The sequence below is a fragment of the Bradyrhizobium sp. LeoA1Lang genome (genome assembly GCF_055413685.1).
This window is the reverse complement of the sequence record NZ_JBVAPG010000019.1, coordinates 57198-78676: the sequence shown is the minus strand read 5'-3', so window position 1 is coordinate 78676 and position 21479 is coordinate 57198. Positions and strand designations below refer to the sequence as shown.

General features: G+C 63.3%; 14 protein-coding genes and 1 pseudogene. 9 read left to right on the top strand and 6 right to left on the bottom strand.

The annotated features are described in order from the left end of the window. Nucleotides 1–172: 172 nt before the first annotated feature. The gene (locus tag ACZYOF_RS09805; RefSeq protein WP_130583239.1) at nt 173–658 is read right to left on the bottom strand and encodes an MmcB family DNA repair protein; all 486 of its coding nucleotides are present in this window, start codon (nt 656–658) and stop codon (nt 173–175) included. 120 nt (nt 659–778) lie between these two features. Between ACZYOF_RS09805 and ACZYOF_RS09800 the strand changes: the two genes are divergently transcribed. Next, complete coding sequence (locus ACZYOF_RS09800; RefSeq protein WP_463715621.1) at nt 779–2473, top strand: alpha-amylase family protein; 1695 nt, start codon at nt 779–781, stop codon at nt 2471–2473. An 11-nt stretch (nt 2474–2484) separates the two neighbouring features. On the opposite strand, the gene ACZYOF_RS09795 is transcribed toward ACZYOF_RS09800, so the two are convergent. Continuing rightward, entirely contained in the window at nt 2485–4140 is a 1656-nt protein-coding gene (locus ACZYOF_RS09795; RefSeq protein ID WP_463715620.1) for an alpha-amylase family glycosyl hydrolase, read from the bottom strand. A gap of 258 nt (nt 4141–4398) precedes the next feature. Continuing rightward, nucleotides 4399–5241: an RMD1 family protein gene (locus ACZYOF_RS09790; protein WP_130583236.1), complete on the bottom strand. Its 843-nt coding sequence runs from the start codon at nt 5239–5241 to the stop codon at nt 4399–4401. Nucleotides 5242–5356: 115 nt separating this feature from the next. Here ACZYOF_RS09790 and ACZYOF_RS09785 point away from each other — a divergent pair, with 115 nt between their 5' ends. After that, nucleotides 5357–6025: an MBL fold metallo-hydrolase gene (locus ACZYOF_RS09785; protein ID WP_463715619.1), complete on the top strand. Its 669-nt coding sequence runs from the start codon at nt 5357–5359 to the stop codon at nt 6023–6025. A 33-nt stretch (nt 6026–6058) separates the two neighbouring features. On the opposite strand, the gene ACZYOF_RS09780 is transcribed toward ACZYOF_RS09785, so the two are convergent. Together ACZYOF_RS09780 and ACZYOF_RS09775 are read right to left on the bottom strand one after the other, a co-directional pair. After that, nucleotides 6059–7264 carry an extracellular catalytic domain type 1 short-chain-length polyhydroxyalkanoate depolymerase gene (locus tag ACZYOF_RS09780; RefSeq protein ID WP_463715618.1) on the bottom strand — a complete coding sequence of 402 codons (1206 nt, stop codon included), beginning with the start codon at nt 7262–7264 and terminating at the stop codon, nt 6059–6061. 139 nt (nt 7265–7403) lie between these two features. After that, nucleotides 7404–8740: pseudogene (locus ACZYOF_RS09775) on the bottom strand (MFS transporter). Nucleotides 8741–9064: 324 nt separating this feature from the next. On the opposite strand from ACZYOF_RS09775, the gene ACZYOF_RS09770 reads away from it, so the two are divergent. The 4 genes from ACZYOF_RS09770 to ACZYOF_RS09755 all read left to right on the top strand — a co-directional run bounded on the left by ACZYOF_RS09770 (nt 9065) and on the right by ACZYOF_RS09755 (nt 13386). Next, nucleotides 9065–10303, top strand: coding sequence for an LLM class flavin-dependent oxidoreductase (locus tag ACZYOF_RS09770; RefSeq protein WP_463715617.1), 1239 nt, complete (start codon nt 9065–9067; stop codon nt 10301–10303). A 182-nt stretch (nt 10304–10485) separates the two neighbouring features. Beyond that, nucleotides 10486–11409, top strand: a complete 924-nt coding sequence (locus tag ACZYOF_RS09765; protein WP_463715616.1) for a LysR family transcriptional regulator — start codon at nt 10486–10488, stop codon at nt 11407–11409. Nucleotides 11410–11739: 330 nt separating this feature from the next. Further along, a complete protein-coding gene (locus ACZYOF_RS09760; protein WP_394569588.1) occupies nt 11740–12429 on the top strand; it encodes an SDR family NAD(P)-dependent oxidoreductase in 690 nt (229 codons plus the stop codon). A gap of 84 nt (nt 12430–12513) precedes the next feature. Then, nucleotides 12514–13386: an NmrA family NAD(P)-binding protein gene (locus ACZYOF_RS09755; protein ID WP_463715615.1), complete on the top strand. Its 873-nt coding sequence runs from the start codon at nt 12514–12516 to the stop codon at nt 13384–13386. Nucleotides 13387–14200: 814 nt separating this feature from the next. Here ACZYOF_RS09755 and ACZYOF_RS09750 read toward each other — a convergent pair. Further along, the gene (locus ACZYOF_RS09750; protein ID WP_463715614.1) at nt 14201–15040 is read right to left on the bottom strand and encodes an SDR family NAD(P)-dependent oxidoreductase; all 840 of its coding nucleotides are present in this window, start codon (nt 15038–15040) and stop codon (nt 14201–14203) included. A gap of 194 nt (nt 15041–15234) precedes the next feature. Here ACZYOF_RS09750 and ACZYOF_RS09745 point away from each other — a divergent pair, with 194 nt between their 5' ends. The 3 genes from ACZYOF_RS09745 (at nt 15235) to ACZYOF_RS09735 (ending at nt 21387) form a co-directional block, all read left to right on the top strand. After that, nucleotides 15235–16197, top strand: a complete 963-nt coding sequence (locus tag ACZYOF_RS09745; RefSeq protein ID WP_463715613.1) for a sensor histidine kinase — start codon at nt 15235–15237, stop codon at nt 16195–16197. A 221-nt stretch (nt 16198–16418) separates the two neighbouring features. After that, nucleotides 16419–18161: a putative bifunctional diguanylate cyclase/phosphodiesterase gene (locus tag ACZYOF_RS09740; protein ID WP_463715612.1), complete on the top strand. Its 1743-nt coding sequence runs from the start codon at nt 16419–16421 to the stop codon at nt 18159–18161. A 124-nt stretch (nt 18162–18285) separates the two neighbouring features. After that, nucleotides 18286–21387, top strand: a complete 3102-nt coding sequence (locus tag ACZYOF_RS09735) for a bifunctional diguanylate cyclase/phosphodiesterase (protein ID WP_463715611.1) — start codon at nt 18286–18288, stop codon at nt 21385–21387. The last annotated feature ends 92 nt before the right edge of the window (nt 21388–21479 follow it).

Below are 21479 nucleotides of genomic sequence, written 5' to 3'. Positions count from 1 at the left end.
ACCCCCCCCTTCCGCCACCCCGGGCCCCCCCCCACCCCCCCCCGCCCCCGGTTCCTGCTACCGGGGCAATGGGGGGCGCGGGGTTTTTTGGTGGAATTTGCTTTGGGTGGCAAACCCCTCGGGGGCGCGGTGGGGGCGCCGCTTTGGGTTTGCCCCACCCTACGCCACCACATCAAAACTCAGCATGCCCCTGCGGGTCGAGCAGGCGGTTGAAGCGTTGCGCGGCGGCCATCGCGAAGCGCAGCGTCATCAGCTTGCGGGTCGGCGCCGGCAGGCGATGCTCCGGCGCTTCGCAATGCAGGTGCGCGCCATAGGCGTCGGCGACGATCAGGCCGGTGTCGGCGGGAAAGATCTCGCACGGCAGATCCTGCGTGAAGGCAAAGAACAGCCGGTCGCAATGGAGGCGATAGTCCTGCCATTTCTGGTCGGCGCGCAAATCCTCTAGCGATGACTTGATCTCGACGATCCAGATCTCGCCGCGCTCGTTCAGCGCCACCAGATCGGCACGCCGGCCCGACGGCAGCGGCAATTCGCTGATGCACGAGAACCCGAGCGAGCGCAACAGCCGCGCCGTCCCGCGCGCGATCGCAAGCGCCGTCTCCGACTGGCGACGGTCCGGCGGCGGAACAAGGGCGATGTTGCGAGCGGACGATTCCATTCCAATAACCTAGCCGATTCCGGCGGACCGCCCAACACGGCCATTGGCGGGAACCCAAACTGCTCTGTCCGCTTAACAGACGGCCGCTGCATCACCCGGGCGGACCTGGAGGGCTGCCCTGTGATCGACGACCTCTGGTACAAGAACGGCGTTATCTATTGTCTTTCCGTCGGCACCTATATGGATGCGAACGGCGACGGCGTTGGCGACTTCAAGGGGCTGTTGCGCCGGCTGGATTATCTGCACGGCCTCGGCGTCACCGCGATCTGGCTGATGCCCTTTCAGCCCTCGCCAGGCCGCGACGACGGCTACGACATATCAGACTATTACGGCGTCGATCCGCGCTATGGCACGCTCGGAGACTTCGTCGAATTCACCCATGGCTGCAAGCAACGCGGCATCCGCGTCATCATCGACCTTGTCGTGAACCACACCTCCGACCACCATCCCTGGTTTCGCGAGGCGCGCAAGAACAGGGAATCCCAGTATCGCGACTGGTATGTCTGGTCCGACAAAAAACCCGCGAACGCCGACACCGGCATGGTGTTTCCCGGCGTGCAGAAGTCGACCTGGAGCAGGGACAAGGAATCGGGCACCTGGTATTTCCATCGCTTCTACGATTTCCAACCGGACCTCAACACATCCAATCCGCATGTGCAGGCGGAGATCCTCAAGATCATGGGGTTCTGGATCCAGCTTGGCGTCTCCGGCTTCCGCATGGATGCAGTGCCGTTCGTGATTGCGACCAAGGGACCAAAGGTCAAGAAGCCGGTCGAGCAATACGACATGCTGCGCGCCTTCCGTGAATTCCTGCAATGGCGCGAGGGCGACGCCATAATTCTGGCTGAAGCCAATGTGCTGCCGAAAACCGACTTGGAGTATTTCGGAAGCGATGGCGACCGCATGCACATGATGTTCAATTTCCAGGTCAACCAGCATCTGTTCTATGCGCTGGCCTCCGCCGACTCGCGCCCGCTTGCAAGAGCGCTCGAGGCGACAAAGCCGCGTCCGGCGACGGCCCAGTGGGGCCTGTTCCTGCGCAACCATGACGAACTCGATCTCGGCCGCCTGACCGACGCGCAGCGCAAGACTGTGTTCAGGGCATTCGGCCCCGACAAGGAGATGCAACTCTACGATCGCGGCATCCGCCGCCGCCTCGCGCCGATGCTGGGGGGCGACCGGCGCCGGCTCGAGCTTGCCTACAGCTTGATGTGTACGCTGCCGGGCACCCCGGTCTTCCGCTATGGCGACGAGATCGCGATGGGCGACAATCTCGATCTGCCCGAGTGCGGTTGCGCACGCACGCCGATGCAATGGTCGACGGAGCCACATGCCGGATTCACGAAGGGCGACAGGCCGGTCGTGCCCGTCATCGATACCGGCCCTTACGGTTATGAGCACGTCAACGTCGCCAAGCAGCGCCGCGATCCGAATTCAATGCTGAACTGGACCGAACGCATCATCCGCATGCGCAAGGAAGTCCCGGAGGTCGGCTGGGGCGATTTCAGCATCATCGACACGCGCGATCCTGCCATATTCGTGATCCGCTATGACTGGCGCAACAATTCGGTGCTGTTCGTCCATAACCTCGATGACAGGCCGCGCGAGGTGGCGTTTTCGGCCGGGCTTCCCGGTGACATCGGCAAGCTGCTGATCAGTCTTCTCACCGAGGACCACAGCCGCGCCAATGGACGCGGCCAACACCGGCTATTGCTCGAAGCCTATGGCTACCGCTGGTACAGGATGGGCGGGCTCGATTACCTGTTGAAACGCAGCGATATCGATCAGGCCGACAACGGCGGTCACCCGGCCTGACCGACGTCGGATCACTCGCTGCGGTTCACCTCTCCCCCGTCGAGATCGAGAGCATCATGATTTCGATGCCCCGGCGGCGCGATGATGACGCCTTCATTGCCGCGCAGCTCGAGCACGCTTTCGATCGCCTCGCCCTTGCGGTCGAGGAAGGTCGACAGCAGGATTTCGCTGTTGAAAGCAATCGCACTCGAGGTGACCGCGGCTGGATCGGCCCCTAAGTTCAGCGCCACGATCAGCGCGCCCTCCTCGCCGCGCCGGCGATAGAGCAGGATGTCGCCTTGCGCGGCGACCCGTTCATAGCTGCCGGTCACGAGCTGCGGCCATTGCCGCCGAAGCGCGATCAGCGCCTGGTACAGGTTGAGGATCGACGTCTTGTCGGCACCGAGACTGGCGACGTTTTCGCTCAATGCATCGTGGGCGAGCGGCAGCCAGGGCTTTGCGGTCGAGAAGCCGGCATTGGGCTCAGCATCCCATTGCATCGGCGTGCGGCAACCGTCGCGGCCGACGCCGAGACCCGGCACATTCCTCTCGAAGGGATCGCGCACTTCACTGGGCGCGATCGGAACCTGGCGCATGCCGATCTCGTCGCCGTAATAGAGCGTCGGCGTGCCGCGCAGCGTCAGCAGCAGCATGGCCGCGACGCGGGCCTGCTCAGGCCCGACCCGGCTCGCCACTCGCGGACGGTCGTGATTGCCGAGCACCCAGTTCGGCCATGCGCCCGGCGGCAGCGCCTTCTCATAATCCTCGATGATCCGCTCGATCGAGCGCGCGCTCCACAAGGTCGACAACAGCGCGAAGTTGAACGGCATTTGCGCGCCGGTGAGATCGTTGCCGTAATAGGCGACGAGGCGATGCAGCGGCAGATAGATCTCGCCGATCAGCACGCGGCCATCGAATTCGTCGGTGACGCGCCGCATCTCGGCGATCACCTCGTGCACCTCCGCCTGGTCGGTGGAATATTGCGTCAGAATCTTCTCATGCGGCGGCCGGCCCTCGTGATAATGCGGGTTGGGCGGGTTGTCGCGAAACTTGGCGTCCTTGATCAGATGCCAGATGACGTCGACGCGGAAGCCGTCGACTCCCTTGCCGAGCCAGAACCGCATCACGTCATAGATCGCCGCCCGGACCTCCGGATTGCGCCAGTTCAGGTCAGGCTGCTGCGCCAGGAAGGCGTGGTAGTAATATTGCCCGCTCTCGCTGTCATATTCCCAGGCGCTGCCGCCGAATTCCGACAGCCAATTGTTCGGCGGTCCGCCGCCCGGCTTCGGATCGCGCCAGATGTACCAGTTGCGCTTGGGGTTATCGCGCGAGCTTCGCGATTCGATGAACCAGGGGTGCTGGTCCGAGGTGTGATTCGGCACGAGATCGAGAATCAGCTTGAGCCCCGCGTCGTGGGCTGCCGCGACCAGCGCGTCGAAATCCTCCATCGTGCCGAACTGCGGATCGATGCCGGTATAGTCGGAAATATCGTAGCCGAAATCGGCCATCGGCGACGGATAGATCGGCGACAGCCAGAACGCGTCGACGCCAAGCTCTCGGAGATACGGCAGCCGCCGCAAAATTCCCTTGAGGTCCCCGACCCCGTCGCCGTTGGAATCCTGAAACGAGCGCGGATACACCTGATAGAAGACGCCGCGCCGCCACCAATCTTTGTCAATATCGCCCATAGGGCCACGTGATCCTTCAATTCAGGCTTGAACGTGGCAACACGCTAACGCATGGCGGGTTCACACGAGATTTCGTTGAGGACAAATTGAGCCGCGAGCTCCGCTTCACCTCGCCCCGCCTGCGGGGAGAGGTCGGAATTCAAGCGGCGCTTGAATTCCGGGTGAGGGGGAGCCTCCGCAATGACAACTATCGCCGTGAATCGCGGAGAGAGCCCCTCACCCTACCCTCTCCCCGTAAGAACGGGGAGAGGGAGAACATCACACGTGGCGGCCGATCGCGAGCTGGTAGATGGTGATCAACACCTCGAACAGGATCAGGAAGACGATGATCATCTCGAGCCGCAGCGAGCGGCGGGTGTCGATGATATCGGTCAGGACCTGCGCGGTCTCGGCGATGACCGCGAGCTTGCGGTTGAGCGATTCGGCGCGCTCCTTCAATTCGTATTCGTCCTCGAGCCGGGCGTAGAGCCGCTCGAGCTGCGGCTTGTCCCAGAGGATGTCGGGCTTCTCGGACACTTCGACCGGGCCCGAGACGCGATGGCGAACCGACAAGGCGTTGCCGATGTGCTTCAGGATCGCGGCGCGGCCGCTATGGATCTGCCCGCTCTTGGCGAGGTCGCGCGCGAATGGCTCGGTCATGTCGAACACCGCGGCGACCTCGCGCTCATGCCGCGCCAGCACGACGCTTTTCGCCAGCGCCTCGCCGACCAGGATCAGCCGCTCCGGCGACAGGCTCTGCAGATAGATCGGCCCGCCCGGCGGAATTTGATCGTCCTTCTCGGAGGCGAGCTCGATGGTGGCGCTCTCCTCCTCGCGCCGCGCAAACGGCGCGACCAGGCGCGACTGCAGCCCGCGCAGGAACTCCTCCTCCTCCAGCGCATTCAGCCCGATCAGAACCACGACGCCGTAACGGAACAGGATCGCGACACCGTTCTCATTGACGCGGAATGCCAATGGCGTCGTCGCCAGCACATCGCTGCGCTCCAGCCCCGATGTGTTCAGGCGTTCGGCCACAAAGAAGGCGCGGGCCGTCGTGCGCGGGCCTCCGAGCGGCGACCGCGAAACCTGGCTGACGGGATGTTCCGATACGGTGGATGCCATTCCTCTTACAGACTACATGTTCAAGAACTGTGCAATCCTATCACAGTCCGGCCCGCGACCGCATGGCGTTCCCGGGACGTGTTGACGCGATTTTCCCAGCGCATAAGGTGCCGCCATGGATGACAAAACCGAAACAAAACCGAAGGCCGGCGCCATCATCGTGCCGGTGACGCTGTTCGAGCAGAACTGCACCATCCTCTGGCACGAGCCGACCAAGAAGGCGGTCGTGATCGACCCCGGCGGGGACGTCCCGAAGATCCAAGAGGCGATCAAACAGACCGGCGTCAGCGTCGAGAAGATCTGGATCACCCATGGCCATATCGACCATGTCGGCGGCGCGGCCGAACTGCGCGACGCGCTGAAGGTGCCGATCGAGGGCCCGCATATCGCCGACAAATATCTGCTCGACAATGTGGTCAGCAGCGGCGCGCGTTTCGGCATGAGCGGCGTGCGCGATTTTGCGCCGGACCGCTGGCTCGAGGAAGGCGAGCAGGTCACAATCGGCGAACTCACTTTCGAGATCCTGCATTGCCCCGGCCATTCGCCTGGCAGCATCGTGTTCTTCAACAGGGAATTGCGCTTCGCCCATGTCGGCGACGTCCTGTTCAGCGGCTCGGTCGGCCGCACCGACCTGCCCGGCGGCAGCCACGAAACGCTGATCAGCTCGATCAAGGAGAAATTGCTGCCGCTTGGCGACGACGTCGGCTTCATCTGCGGCCACGGCGCCGGCTCCAGCATCGGCCAGGAGCGGATGACGAATCCGTTCATCACCGGCGAACTGTGAGCGACGCCGCGGCTTATCGGCGCGGCGCCAGAATTACTTCATCAAACCGGCGGCAGTCAGCGCCCGGGTGATCACATCGCTGATCTCGCGAGCGCGGCCGCGGAAGCTGTGTGACGACGGCGCAGCCTGACGGGAGGGCGTCGCGCGCGGCAAGGGCATCGGCTTTGCCGGCTCCTTCGCGACCGGCTTGGTCACAGGCTTGACCACCGGCTTTGCGGCTTCTCTGGCAACCGGCGCGGGTCGGCGGGCCCGTTCGGTGAGGCCGAAGAAATTCGCGATATGATAGGACGACGAAATCCCGGCCTCGATCAGGAAGGCGCCGGCTTCGCCGTAGCGCTCGTCATTGGCGGCGATGCCGAGCGGCGTGCCATGGGCCATGCCGGTGATGGTGTAGGATTCGACCATGGTCTCGCCGTTCGAATCCCACCAGACCTCGCGCGGATAGCCGTCGACCATCGTTGCCGCCATCGGCGCCTCCGGCAAGCCGTGCACGTCGAGCCATTGCCTGACGATGGCGTCGGCATTGCCGGGATTGACGGTGCGATCGGCACTGCCGTGCCAGACCGAAACCTTCGGCCACGGACCATCGTGCTTCCAGGCGCCGCGCACGAGATCGCCCAGTTCATTGGCGGTGCGCGACGACGCCTGCATCATGCCATTGAGGGCTTCGCGCAGATTGCTGGCGATGCCGAATGGCAGGCCGGCAACGATCGCGCCTGCCGCGAACACATCCGGATAGGTCGCGAGCATCACCGATGTCATGGCGCCGCCGGCGGAGAGCCCGGTGATATAGATGCGGCGCGGATCGAGCTTGTGATCGATGACCATGCGCGCGATCATCTGACGGATCGAGGCCGCCTCGCCCTTGCCGCGTGTGATGTCCTGCGGATCGAACCAGTTGAAGCAGGTGTTTGCGTTGTTGGCCGGCTGTTGTTCCGGCAACAGCAGCGCAAAACCATAGTGACGCGCAAGCGTCGACCAGCCCGCACCGAGATCGTAACCAGCCGCGGTCTGGCCGCAGCCATGCAGCACGACCACGAGCGCCGCGCCGCGCGGCATTCCTTCCGGCACGAACGAATACATCTTCAGCGCGCCGGGATTCGATCCGAACTCGGCGGTCTCGACCAGCGGACTATCGACATCAGGTGCAAGGCTTCGCCGGTAGACGGCGGCAAACCCATTGAATCCATTCAGCCGGGGCAGATGGCTTAGGAACTCGATGTTCTTGGCAAGTGACAACAGCAACTCCTGAGGTGATTTCGACCAGCCTCGGCCAAACACATAGTTGCTGCAGCGCAAAATAAAAAGTCCGTATACTGTCATTCCCCGCGAAATCGTGAGGCGGGCGGTAAATTCGTGATCCAAGATTAATTTGTGATCATGTTGCGCGCCGCATCCATGACAGGAATGCGGTGCAAATGATGATCGACAGCCCAAACAATGCGCATGCCGAATGCAGCGCCAGCCGCGCTGAGCCTGCGGCTTCGATCGCGAAGAACACCGCGCCAATTGCGGCCACGCCGGCCGCATTTCCGATCTGCGCCGTGGTGCCGTACATGCCGGAACCCGCACCCGCGCTCGCAGGTTTCACCGTCGAAAGCACTGCACTCGAGAGCGGCGCCATCACCAATCCTTGCCCGTAGCCGAAGATCATCAGCACCAGCGCAAGCGACAGCGCGGAAGGCGCCTCAACCAGCGCTGCCGTCGCGGCAATCGCGACAAGGCCTGCGATCTGCAGCGCGCAGCCCTCGATCAGCACCAGCGTGCCGCGATGCCTGGCCCGCGCGCCGCTATGGCGCGAGGCGACCACGAAGGTGAGTGCGGCCGGCATAAAGACGAGACCAGCCTGAAGCGGCGGAATATGCAGCGCGTTCTGCATGAACATGGTCATGATCAGATAGAACGAGAGATTGGCGAAGAAGAAAAAGAACACCGCGACCAGCCCGCGCATGAAGGCTGCGTCAGCCAGCAGCGCGAGATCGATCAGCGGCATGCCGCCACTGCGCGAGATCGCACGCTCGAGCCGGACGAACGCGGCGATGATCGCAACGCCGCCCGCCATCACCAGCCACACCCAGGGCGACCAGTGCACATCGTGGCCGAACAGCAGCGGCCCGATCAGGCACAGCAATCCCGCAAACAGCACGACCGCGCCGGGAATGTCGAGCCGCGTGCCGGCGCGATGCGGCACCGTCGGCATGATCCTGAGCGCGGCCAGAATGATCACGATGCCGAAGGGCACGTTGACGAAAAACACCGCGCGCCAGCCAAGCCCGGCGAGATCAAGCGTCACCAGCACGCCGCCGAGCAGGAAGCCGGCGGCGCCCGAGAGGCCCAGCACGATGCCGTAGATGCCGAAGGCACGGGCGCGCGCCGAATCGGCAAACAACAGATGCAGCGTCGCCAGCACCACAGCGACGCCAGACTGAAGCCTGCAACGCCGGCGACGAACACGTTCCTGGTGCCGTAGATGTCGCCGAGCCGGCCGCCGGTGACCACCAGCGTCGCATAGGCGATCAGGTAGATCGCGATGACGGCTTCGATCTCGGCGGCGCTCGCCTGCAGCTCCACCGCGATCGTCGGGATCGCGACATTGACGATGAAGGCATCGACCCCGAACATGAATTGCGCGGCGACCACTGTCGCCAACACCCACCAGCGCCGCGAGGAATCCACTGACATAGTGCCACTGACATAGGTGACGATCTGGTGCATGGCGGGCCGTTCCGTTCAAAATCTGTTGTGCCCCCAAGCTACAGATTCGACTCATTCCGGCGATTACCTCCGAGGTAAGTCTCGCAGTCCGTAGCCCGGGTGGAGCGCAGCGTAACCCGGGGTGTGTTCGCCGCGGACGCAGCAGTCCCGGGCTACGCTGCGCTCCACCCGGGCTACGGGGCTGAAATTCCGGGCGGCGGCAAGCTGCGCCGCCTGCGCAACAACCATGCAGGCCCGGCGGGCTCGAAGCATTGCGCCGGACCTGCCCTGCCCGTAGGGTTGCTGCAACGCTAACGACAACAATAATCCTGGAGAAAACACCCAATGGCGCGCCTGAAATTCGGAGCTTTCCTCGCCCCGCATCACCCGATCGGCGAGCATCCGCTGCTGCAATTCCGCCGCGACCTCGATTTCGTCCAGCAGCTCGACGAGCTCGGCTATGATGAGTTCTGGTGCGGCGAGCATCACTCCTCAGGCTGGGAGATGATCGCCTCGCCGGAGATGTTTCTGGCGGCCGCCGGCGAGCGCACCAAGCGGATCAAGCTCGGCACCGGCGTGATCTCGCTGCCCTATCACCATCCCTTCAACGTCGCCCAGCGCATGGTGCAGCTCGACTACATGACCGGCGGCCGCGCCATTTTCGGCTCCGGCCCGGGCGCGCTGGCCTCCGACGCGCACACGCTCGGCATCGACCCGATGACCCAGCGCGACCGCCAGGACGAAGCGATCGCGGTGATCCGCCGCCTGTTCAACGGCGAGCGAGTCACCGCCAAGAGCGACTGGTTCGTGATGAACGACGCCGCGCTGCAGATCCTCCCCCTGCAGGAGGACATGCCGTTCGTGGTGGCCTCGCAGATCTCGCCCTCGGGCATGACGCTCGCCGGCAAATACGGCATCGGCATCATCTCGCTCGGCTCGATGTCGACGCAAGGCCTGATGGCGCTGCCGCAGCAATGGCAATTCGCCGAGGACGCCGCCAAGAAGGCCGGCACCACTGTGAGCCGCTCGAACTGGCGGGTGCTGCTCTCCTGGCACATCGCCGAGACGCGCGAGCAGGCGCGCCGCGAGGCCGGCGCCGGGCTGATGCGCTGGCACAACGAATATAATGTCGGCACTTTGATGCGGCCCGGACTGACCGCGTTCTCCTCGCCGGACGAGGCCGTCGACAAGACCGCGTTCTTGGAGGGCGCCGCCTCAACCATCGGCACGCCTGATGATCTCGTGAAGATGATCAAGAACCTGGTGCAAGTCTCCGGCGGCGTCGGCACCATCGTCGGCTTCGCCCATGACTGGGCCAACCCGGAAAACACAAGGCGAAGCTGGGACTTGGTGGCGCGCTATGTGATCCCCGAAATCAACGGCTATATCGACGGCCTGCGCAAGTCGCAGAAATTCGTGATCGAAAATCGCGCGATCTTCGAACGCGCCGGCCAGGCCGTGATGGCCAAGATCATGGAGAACGACAAAGCCGCCGCCGCACTCGCGCATACCGGCCCCGGCCGTGTCGCGATCCCCGCCGTCAACGCGCCTGATTTGCAGGAAGCCGCGAAACGCAAGGCATGAGGGACGCTCTCTCCGCTCGGATGATTCGTAGCCCGGGTGGAGCGAGAGCGTAACCCGGGACACCTGTTTCGGCGGTTACCGGCGTCCCCGGGTTGCGCTGCGCTCCACCCGGGCTACAGACTCGCTATTGATCCAGCCGCAACCACGCTCCATCATTACTGACACACAGTCATGGTGGAGCAATGCCCTTCGACGGCCGCCTGCTGGCGGGAATCAGCGTGTTGGCGGCGGTGGTGCAGACCAAAAGCTTTGCCCGCGCCGCCGATACGCTTGGAATCACCGCCTCAGGCGTCAGCCGCGCGGCTGCGCGGCTTGAGGCGCGGGTCGGCGTGCGGCTGTTCGATCGGACCACGCGCTCGGTGGCGCTGACCGACGAAGGCCGCCGCTTCTATGAACAGGTGGCGCCACTGCTGGCGGGGATCGAGGACGCCGCGAGCACCGCGTCGAAATCGGCCGGGGTCGTCCGCGGCCGGCTGCGCGTCGACATCGATCCGTATTTCTCGCGCGTGATCCTCTCTGGCCGCATCGGCGGCTTCCTGCGCCAGCATCCGGAATTGACGCTGGAATTGATCACGCGCGAGCATGTCGGCGATCTCGTCGCCGATGGCATCGACGTGGCGATGCGCTTCGGCGAACCTCCCGCCGGCACGCTGATCGCGCGCAAACTGCTGGAGACGCGCGTGCTGACCGTCGCCTCGCCCGGCTATCTTAGGAAGCACGGCCGTCCCAAGCATCCTAACGAACTGCAGGATCATTCCTGCATCCAGTTCATTGATCCGCTGTCCGGACGTCTCTTCGAATGGGAATTTCACGCCGGCAAGAAAGTGCTGCCGGTGAAGACCTCGGGTGCGCTGGTGCTGACCGACGTCGGCACGATGATCAACGAATGCATCGCCGGCACAGGGATCGCACAACTGCTGGCCACCGGCGTGCAGCCGCTGCTGGACTCGGGCCGCCTCATCGAATTGTTTCCGGACTGGCCGGGCGAAACCTTCCCGCTCTACGCACTGCATCCCTCGCGCCACCATCCGCCGGCGAAAGTCCGCGCCTTCATCGAATTCGCACTGAAGGCCGCGCAGGGAGCGACCCGCTCGCGCGCCAAGTGACGGCCTTTCTCCCTCGCCCCGTTCTTACGGGGCCGAGACGAGCAGAGCTCGCTCTGAGAGGGTTGGGGTGAGGGGCTCGCTCCGCGAACACGGTGACAGACGGACTCGCGGAAGCTCCCCCTCACCCGAAATTCAAGCTCCGCTTGAATTTCGACCTCTCCCCGCAAGCGGCCGCAAGCGGGGCGAGGTGCACCCGCCTCACGCTTCCATAAGCAGCCCTTTGCTGATTTTCGGTCACCAGTCATCTGACATATCCGCACTGGGATCATCAGTGTCGCGGTGAAAGAGTCCATCCCGTCGGATCAAACGATCTCGGAAAGGACCTCTCTTTTGGCAACCAGGAAAACCGTTCTCATCATCGGCGCCTCCCGCGGACTTGGTCTTGCGCTGGTCGAGCAATATTGCGGCCGCGACTACCAGGTGACCGCCACGGTGCGTACCCCGTCGAAAGCGCTGGACGATCTTGCCGTGCGCTTTCCCGTAAGCCTCGAGATCGAGACCGTCGACACCACCGATCCGGCCTCCATCAAGGCGCTGAAGGGGCGCCTCGGGAGTCGCATCATCGACACCTTGCTCGTCAATGCCGGCATCTGCCTCGCGCGCGAGAACACGCCGATCGATGCTGATGTCGAGGACTTCGTCGCCATGATGGTGACCAACGCGCTGTCGCCGATGCGCGTGGTCGAGACCTTCGAGGACCAGGTGCCGCCGCGCGGCATCATCGCGGTGATGTCGTCCGAACTCGGCAGCATCGCCGCCAATCGCGGCTTCTGGGAGCTCTACAGCGCGAGCAAGGCCGCGCTCAACATGCTGATGAAGTGCTTCAGCCAGCGGCATTCCGGTGACCCGCGCGCGATGCTCTTGATCGCACCGGGATGGGTGCGGACCGAAATGGGCGGCAGCGAAGCAATACTCTCGATCGACGAAAGCATCACGCCGGTCGTAACCGCGGTGGAAGCCCGCGCCGGCAAGCCGGGCCTGAAGTTCATCAATCGACACGGCGACAGGCTGCCCTGGTAGCCGCCTCCATGCAACCACGTAGCCCGGGTGAAGCCAACGGGTCGCTCGGCCGGCGGCGCTCATATCAGGCAAAAGGAGAGAGACATGTACACCGTCATGGGAGTCACGGGAAAAGTCGGCGGGGCCACCGCTCGCGCCCTGCTCGCACAAGGCAAGCGACCGCGCGTCGTCGTGCGGCATCGCGCCAAGGGCGAGAGCTGGGCCGCGCAGGGCTGCGAGGTCGCGATCGCCGATCTCGATGATGCCGAAGCACTCGGCCGCGCCTTCGAGGGCGCGGAAGCCGCGTTTGTGATGCTGCCGCCGCTGTTCGATCCCTCGCCCGATTGGCGCGAGGCTAGAGCGATGATCGATACGCTGCGCGCGGCGCTAACACGCGGCGCGCCCAAACGCGTGGTGGCGCTGTCGACGATCGGCGCCAATGCCGAGCGGCCGAACCTGCTCAGCCAGCTCGGCCTGCTCGAACGCGCGCTGTCGACGCTCACCATGCCGGTGACCTTCCTTCGCGCCGCCTGGTTCATGGAGAATGCGGCGTTCGATCTCGCCTCAGCCCGGGATCACGGCGTCATCAGAAGCTATCTGCAGCCGCTCGATCGTGCGGTGCCGATGATCGCTACCGCCGATATCGGTGGCGCCATCGCCGATCTGTTGCAGCAGCAGTGGAGCGGCACTCGCATCGTCCAGCTCGAAGCTGCAGGGCGCGTCAGCCCCGCAGCTATCGCAGCGGCGTTCTCCAGGGCGCTCGGCAAGCCAGTCAGGGCTGAAGCCGTGCCGCGCGAACAATGGGAGGCGATCTTTCGGGAGCAGGGCATGCATAACCCCCTGCCGAGAATGCAGATGATCGACGGCTTCAACCAGGGTTGGATCGATTTTGCCGACAAAGGTGCCAATGCCCGCAAAGGCTCGGTGTCGATCGAGGCTGCGATCGCCGCGCTCGTGGAGGGCAATACCTCGGCATGAGCTATCCGTCATTGCGAGCACAGCGAAGCAATCCATGCCTCCGCAAGTGGCGCTATGGATTGCTTCGCGAAGCCTGTCATCGGGCGGCGCTACCGCGCCGACCCGGTGGCTCGCAATGACGATGTGGATGCTTCGGGTGCGACAAATCAACCCGACGGGCAAATCAGCGAAAAGTCTGTCCAGCCCTGCGCAAAAAACATTCCGCTTTCGCCGTCGGGCAAATCAGTGATTTAACTCCGCGCGTCTCACGCGAATGAGGGGCGGATCGCGATCGTCACGAACGTTGCGGTGAGATGCGGTGGACGCAGGTGTTGCGATAGACGAACGCAACATCCGCGGACGGCGAAGTCGTGTGGTCCTGGCGCCCCGACGCTGGCGCTAAGTTGGCGAGCAGCAAGAGCTGCCGCGGATGACGGTGGCAAGAAAGCCCGGTCACCGGGGAGAGCACGAAGGAAGCCGTAACACCATCGCGCAGGGAAAGCCGGAATGCTTCGGTTGAACCTGTGGTCCTACCCCCGTGCTTTTTGTTGCACGGGACCCATGGGTGCAACCAGCACCCGGCTTTCCCTGCGCCCTCTATTCGATGAGAGGGTGGAAAGTGACGCAAAACTCGGACGTATCACGTCGCGAGAACGCAGACCTACGTCCCTCCGCTGTTTGAAAATTAAATCATAATTCGCGACGACGCCGTAGAGTGGGCAAAGCGCAGCGTGCCCACCTTTTCTTGCACCAACCGTGGATGGTGGGCACGCTGCGCTTTGCCCACCATCCAGCTTCGCGGACTCAGGATGAGGGTCAGTCAACTATGCCGCCGCTAACCGCCCTGATCAAATGCCTTGCGCAAGGCGACGTAGCCCTGCTGCTGCTGGGTCCAGTTGCGGCCGCCGGTGATGGCGCCGTCGACGACGAGGTCGTGGCCGTTGATGAAGGAGGATTCGTCGCTGGCGAGGAACACGGCGGCATGCGCGATGTCGTCGGGCAGGCCGGCGCGCGGGATCGGCTGGGCGCTCTTGTAGACCTCGCGCATGACAGCCGGCGTCTTCTCCGCGGCGTCGGTCGACAATCCCAGCGCCTTGCCGAAGATGCCGGTCGCGATCGCGCCGGGCGAGATCGAATTGACGCGAATGCCGGACTCGCCGAGCTCCATCGCCACGCATTTGGTCAGATGGATCACCGCGGCCTTCGCCGCGCCATAGACCACCGAGGACGAGAATCCGGCAAGCCGCCCGGCGATGCTGCCATTGTTGATGATGCTGCCGGAGCCCTGCTTCTTCATATGCGGCGCCACATGCTTCATACCGAGCATGACGCTGCGCACCAGCGTTGCCATCGCGGCATCGAAACGGTCGACCTCCAATCCCTCGATGCCGCCGGTCTGCGCCGGACCGCCGGCATTGTTGAAGAGGCAGTCGACCTTACCGAATTTTTCCAGCGTCAGCGCGATCAGGGCCTTCATATGCTCTTCCACGGTGACGTCGGTCTGGCGGAAGATGCAGTTGGCGCCAAGCGCCTTGGCCAAGGCTTCGCCTTCGGCGATGCGGCGCCCGGCGATGATGACCTTCGCACCCTCGGCGACGAAAACCTCCGCCGTGCGCAGGCCGATGCCGCTCGTGGCGCCCGTGATCACCGCGACCTTGCCGTCCAACCGTCCCATATCATTACCTCTTAAGTTGTCAGTCGAATTCGATGGACTGGGATATTCCTGCCACAGGCGGAACAAGGCAAGTGGACTGTTCGGTGCACAAAGCCGCCGGCTGTGGCCTGCGGCCCTCTGCCGGCCACAAATCGCGGCTTACCCGTCGGTTCGGCCTTATTTTGGATTCGCTGATCACCTGAAGTGACAAAGCCATGAAGAGATTGATCGACGAGTTCAGGTGCGGCTGGCGCGGGGACGCCCCGCCGTCGCTCGCGCTCGGCCTCGGTTTTGCGATCATCTGCCTGGCACTGGCCACAATGGTCCGCTGGGGCCTGTCCCAGCTTCGCCCGGACGTGTTCTTCACGCCCTACTTTCCGGCGGTGTTCTTCGCCGGCGCCTTCGGTGGCTTGCGCATCGGAATCCTGACCGCGCTTGCCGGCGGCCTGCTCGGCCTCGCCCTCAATTTCGGCAGTACGGTCACCGATCCGACGCGGATCGCGTTGCTTTTGATGTTCTGGGTGGTCTGCGGCCTGACGATCTGGGGCGTCGAGCACTACCGCTCGATCGTCGCCGAGCAGCAGCGGATCGCCAAACGCCTGATCGGCGAGCAGGACTATCGCAAGCTCGTGGTCGACGAATTGCAGCACCGGCTGAAGAACAAGTCCTCAACCATTCACGCGGTGCTGCACCAGGCGCTGCAGGACCAGCCGCAGATCTGGAGTCGCATCGATCACCGCATCCGCGCGCTGTCGGCGACCGACGACCTGATCGCAAAGGTCGACGGCAACGGATGCGATATCCAGGACCTCCTGATCTCCGAACTTGGTCCCTACGGCCATGTCCGGTTCAACCTGAACGGCGATCGTCTGTTTCTGCCGGCCAAGCTGGCGGTGAGCCTGGCGTTGATCTTTCATGAGCTCGCCACCAATGCCGGCAAGTATGGCGCGTTTTCCTCCGCGCGCGGCTTCCTGCAGGTATCATGGTCGGTGTCCGACGATCGCCTCACCATCACCTGGGACGAGACCGAGGGGCCGGCCGTGGAGAAGATCGGCGAGCCGGGTTTCGGCACCAGGCTATTGAAATCGGCGCTGAGACCATTCGATGGCAAGACCGACGTCAGCTATCTCAAGACCGGTATTCACTGTACCATGCAGTGCCGTATTCCCACGGCTTGATCGCGCTTTTTCGCGCTTCGCTCCGAAGAAGGCGAAACGAAAGACAGCCGCAAGCACTCGATGATCGGGTTGACGCTCTGTTAATGACGATTGAGGTGGCGCCTGTTGAAATCTCCTATCGACACAGATGTCGCGGTTTTTCTCAGTTCCACTTAACCAAAACTACAAGGGACTTTGCCAAGTTCGCGCGCATGCACAGTCCCATAAAGCACGACTTTCAGATGGCCACGGCGGCGGCCACGAATGAGAGCGAACTCCATTCCGAATTGCGGATTCTGCGTGATGTCGTCAGGTTGTTGCCTGCGGGCGTCACGGTCCAGGACGAGCAGGGCGACTTCCTTGTCGTCAACGATGCGGCCGCGGCGCGCTTCCAACTGGCAAGCGATGCAATGGCCTCGCAACTGGACGAGCGCCGCGAGACCTGTCTCGAATTGCTACGGAACGGCCGCTCCGCGGTGCTGGAGGAAGCGGTTGCCTCCGGCGCGGCCAAGCAGGTGTTCCTCACCGCGCATCGGCCGGTGCGGATCGCCGACCGTAATCTCTTGCTGTCGACCTCCGCCGACATCACCGAGCAGAAGGCGTTCGAGGACCAGCTATTCCGTTCCGCCTATTATGACGAGCTGACCGCGTTGCCGACGCGCCGGGTGATCGAGCACCGCGTCAACAGCCTGCTGTACTGTGACGATGCAGACAGCCATTTCGCGCTCGCCTTCCTCGACATCGATAATTTCAAGCACATCAACGACTATTACGGCCACGCCATCGGCGACGCGCTGCTGGTGGAGATGACCCGGCGGCTCAGCCTGTCCTTGCGCGAAACCGACATCCTGTCGCGCATCTCCGGCGACGAATTCCTGCTCCTGCTCAATCCGATCCAGACCGAGCAGGAGGTCGCCGACTACATCGAATTCATGCTGCAGCGGTTGAAGGCGCCGTTCTTCATCGACCAGTCGGAGATCTTCGCCTCCACCTCGATCGGCGTGAGCCTTTATCCCGAGCATGGCCGAAGCTACGACGAGCTGCGCCAGAACGCCGATATCGCGATGTATCGGGTCAAGCACAGCGGCAAGGGTGCTGCGGCCTTCTTCGACGCCAGCATGGAAGTCGAGGCCATCGCGCGGATGAAGATCGAGCAGTCGCTACGGCTCGCGATCCTGGAGAAGCGCTTCTGCTGCGCCTTCCAGGCCAAGGTCGATCTCAGGACGCAGGAGGTCAAGGGCATCGAGGCGCTGGTGCGGCTGCGCGACAATGAGGGCGTGATCCAGGCGCCCGGCACTTTCGTCAACCTCGCCGTCGAGCTCGGGCTGATCGACGAACTGACCCATCTGGTGCTGGCGGAGATCGTGAGATCGATCGACCTGATCAACAACACCTTTGGTCCCGACGCTTCCATCAGCATCAATGTCGCGGCCAAGCAGGCCGCCAATCCCGAATTCATGCGCCCGTTCGCCCGCGCGCTCGAGGAGACGGGATACCCGAAGCGCTTCATGATCGAGGTGACGGAAGATGCTTTCGTCACCAAATCGCATTTCCAGGAGGAGATCCTGCCGATACTGCGCGGGATCGGCGTCGGGATCTCGATCGACGATTTCGGCATCGGCTATTCGTCGCTGTCGGCGCTCGCCGACATCACCGCCGACGAGATCAAGATCGATCGCTCCTTCATCACCGACATCCATAAGCGCCCGCGCAGCCAGGGCATCCTGCGAGCGATCGAATCCTTGAGCGAGGCGCTCGGCATGACCGTGATCGCGGAAGGCATCGAATCCTACGAGGAGCTGGCCTACCTGCAGGCTGCGACCAAGATCCGCTACGCCCAGGGCTACTACTTCTCGAGACCGATCTTCCTGGACGACCTCAAGCCGTCGATGCCGCTGACGAGCGAAGCGCGGGCTCACCTGGCGAGCCGGGCGATGGAGGAGGCACGTCCGGCTTACACCCGAACGAGCAGGTATCGGCGCTGAGGACCGGGACCCCACAACCATCGCGAGGAAATACTGCAAGACCCCAATTAAGCGTTGAGTAACCGGATTTCCTAACCGCTTGTGGCGATTTTGCGTTGTATCCCTGCCTCCCGGGAATTCGGGAATGCGCAATCCTTCAAAGCACATCCATAGGATCATCCTTCGCGCGAAGGTCTTCCGCCGCCACTTCGCCGCGACGATCCGCGGCCCGGTGCTGTGGCTGACGCTCTGCGGCGGATTGCTGGTGACCGCGATCTTTGCCGGCACCATCCTGATGGTCGGCCAATTCCGTGAGCGCGCCCTGCACAACAGCGAGCGCGAACTGGAAAACACCGTACTGATGCTGACGCGCCATTTCGACCAGCAGTTCGAAGACTCCGCGGCGATCGCTTCCGACCTGATCTCACAATTGCGGATTCCGGAGCTTGCCTCGCCGGAAGCGTTCAAGGAACGGATGTCGACCGCCGAAGTGCACCACGTGCTGAAATCGAAGGGCCTATCCTATCTCGGCGACGTCTCGCTGTTCGACACCGACGGGCAGATCATCAACTGGTCCGGACCGCTGCCGGCACCGAAGCTCAACATATCCGAGCGCGCCTACTTCAAGAGCTTCAAATCCAATCCGACGACGGAGACCGTTCTCGCCGAAGCGGTCCGCAGCTATCGCAACGGCAAACTCAATACCGTGATCGCCCACCGCCTGACCGGGCACAACGGAATCTTTCTCGGGATCATGACACGGCGGATCGATCCCGCGAACTATGAGAAGTTCTTTGCTTCCGTCGCTCCAGGCGCGAGCGCGACCATCAGCCTATTTCACGCCGACGGCACCTTGCTCGCCCGTCATCCGCGCATCGATGAGATGATCGGACGGAATTTCGCCTCCGCCCCGCTGATGCGAGAGGTGCTGGCGAAGGGAGGCCAGCATACGCTACGCATCGAAAGCCCGGTCGATGGAATGAAGCGGCTGGGCTCGGCGGCGCGGCTGGGCCATTTCCCGGCGGTCGTGGTCGCAACCAATTCGATCGCCGCGGCACTTGCAGACTGGCGTGCGCAGACCAAATTCCTGATCGTCGCCGCGGCGCTCGCCGCCCTGGTGGTCGCAGGCGTGCTGTTCCTGATCACCCGCGAGATCAACAAGCAAAACCGCCACGCGCGGCAACGGCTGAAGGCGGAGCGGCAACGGCTCGACACCGCGCTGAACAACATGATCCAGGGGCTGGTGCAGTACGACGCCGCCGGCCGCATCGTGACCTTCAACCGTCGCTATCTCGACATGTTCCAGCTCTCGACCGACATCGTGAAGCCGGGATGCCACTTCCGCGACCTGATGCGGCACCGCCAGGCGAACGGACTTTTCGACGGCGACGTCGACGAATTCTGCACCTCCGTCATGAACAATATCGCGCAGGGCCGGGTTGATCGCAGCCTGGCAGGCAGCGCGGACGGCCGCTGGTTTTCCGCCGTCAGCACGCCACTCAAGCACGGCGGGTGGATCACCACCATCGAGGACATCACCGAGCGCTGCAGGCTGGAGCAGGAGCGCGACCGGAACTACGCGTTCCTGCGCGAGATCATCGATCACATCCCCTCGCAGATCACGGTCAAAGATGCGCACGACCGGCGCTATCTCTTGGTCAACCGTGTTGCCGAGGAGAAGTTCGGCATCTCACGCGACCTGATCGTCGGCAAGACCGCATTCGATGTCTTTCCGGCCGCCGCCGCCCGAATCATCACCTCAGACGACGAAAGGCTGCTGGGGTCCACCGACGGCTTCTACAGGGATGAACACCTCTGGAAGACCCAGGCGAAAGGCGAACGCTACATCACCTCGAAACGCATCGGCATACGCGATCAGGCCGGCACGACGCACTACATCATCAACGTCGTCGAGGATGTAACCGAACGCAAGCTCGCGAACGAAAGGATCACCTATCTTGCGCATTACGATGCGCTGACCGACCTGCCGAACCGCGTGCTGTTCCGTGCGCAGATCGCGCGCGAGCTCGAAAGGGCAATGCGCGGTGAACGGTTCGCATTGCTTTACATCGATATCGACGAGTTCAAGGCCATCAACGACTCGCTCGGCCATCATGTCGGCGACGAACTGCTGAAGACGGTGGCCGCACGGATCAAGGCCTGCCTCAAACCCAGCGACCTGATCGCCCGGCTTGGCGACGACGAGTTCGCCGTGATCCAGACCGCCGTTGATGCAACGTCCGATGTCGCGGAATTCGTGACGCGGATCCATGGCGCGATCCGACAACCTTGCGACTGCCTCGGGCATCATCTTTCCACCGACGCCAGCATTGGCATCGCGCTGGCGCCGCAGGACGGCACGGAGTTGGACCAGCTCATCAAGCACGCGGATCTGGCGATGTATGCCGCCAAAGCGGGCGGGCGCCGGACCCATCGCTTCTTCGAGCCGGCGATGGATGAAAGCGCCCAGGCCCGCCTCACCATGGAGCAGGACCTGCGGCAAGCCATGGTGGAAGGCGGTTTCGAGATCCACTACCAGCCGCTGCTGGACTTGAGGACCAATCGGGTGGCGGGCTGCGAGGCGCTGTTGCGCTGGCGTCATCCGGAGCGCGGCATGGTCTCTCCCGCCGAATTCATTCCGGTGGCAGAAGATACCGGAATGATCAACGAGCTCGGCGATTGGGTGCTGCGCACGGCCTGCACGGAAGCGGCCACCTGGCCGTCTCACATCCGGCTCGCCGTCAACGTCTCGCCGGTCCAGCTCAAATGCGAAACGCTGGCGTTGCGGATCACGGGCGCGCTCACCGCCTCCGGTCTCGCGCCCGGCCGGCTGGAGATCGAGATCACGGAGGCGGTGCTGATCAGGGACGATGAAGCCGCGCTCGCGATCCTGCACCAGCTCCGCGCCATCGGCGTGCGCATCGCGTTGGACGATTTCGGCACCGGCTATTCCTCCCTGAGCTATCTGAAGCGGTTTCCGTTCGACAAGATCAAGATCGACCGGTGCTTCGTCAGCGACATCGAGGTCGACGGTTCCTCTGCCATCGTGCAGGCGGTGGTGAATATCGCCGCGTCGCGCAACATGACCACCGCGGCCGAAGGCGTCGAAACCGAACAGCAGCGGAAACTATTGCGCGAACTGGGCTGCACGCAGATGCAGGGCTTCCTGTTCAGCGCACCGAAGCCGGCATCGGAGATCAGGCGATTGCTCGAAGTGGACCAGGCGACGGCACGGGTTTTGGCCTAGAGCTTCGGTCCTGATGGAAACAGACCGAAGCTCTAGATTCTTATTTTGACGCGTTTTCTTCACGCGAACCGGTGTCCACTTCGCTCGAAAAC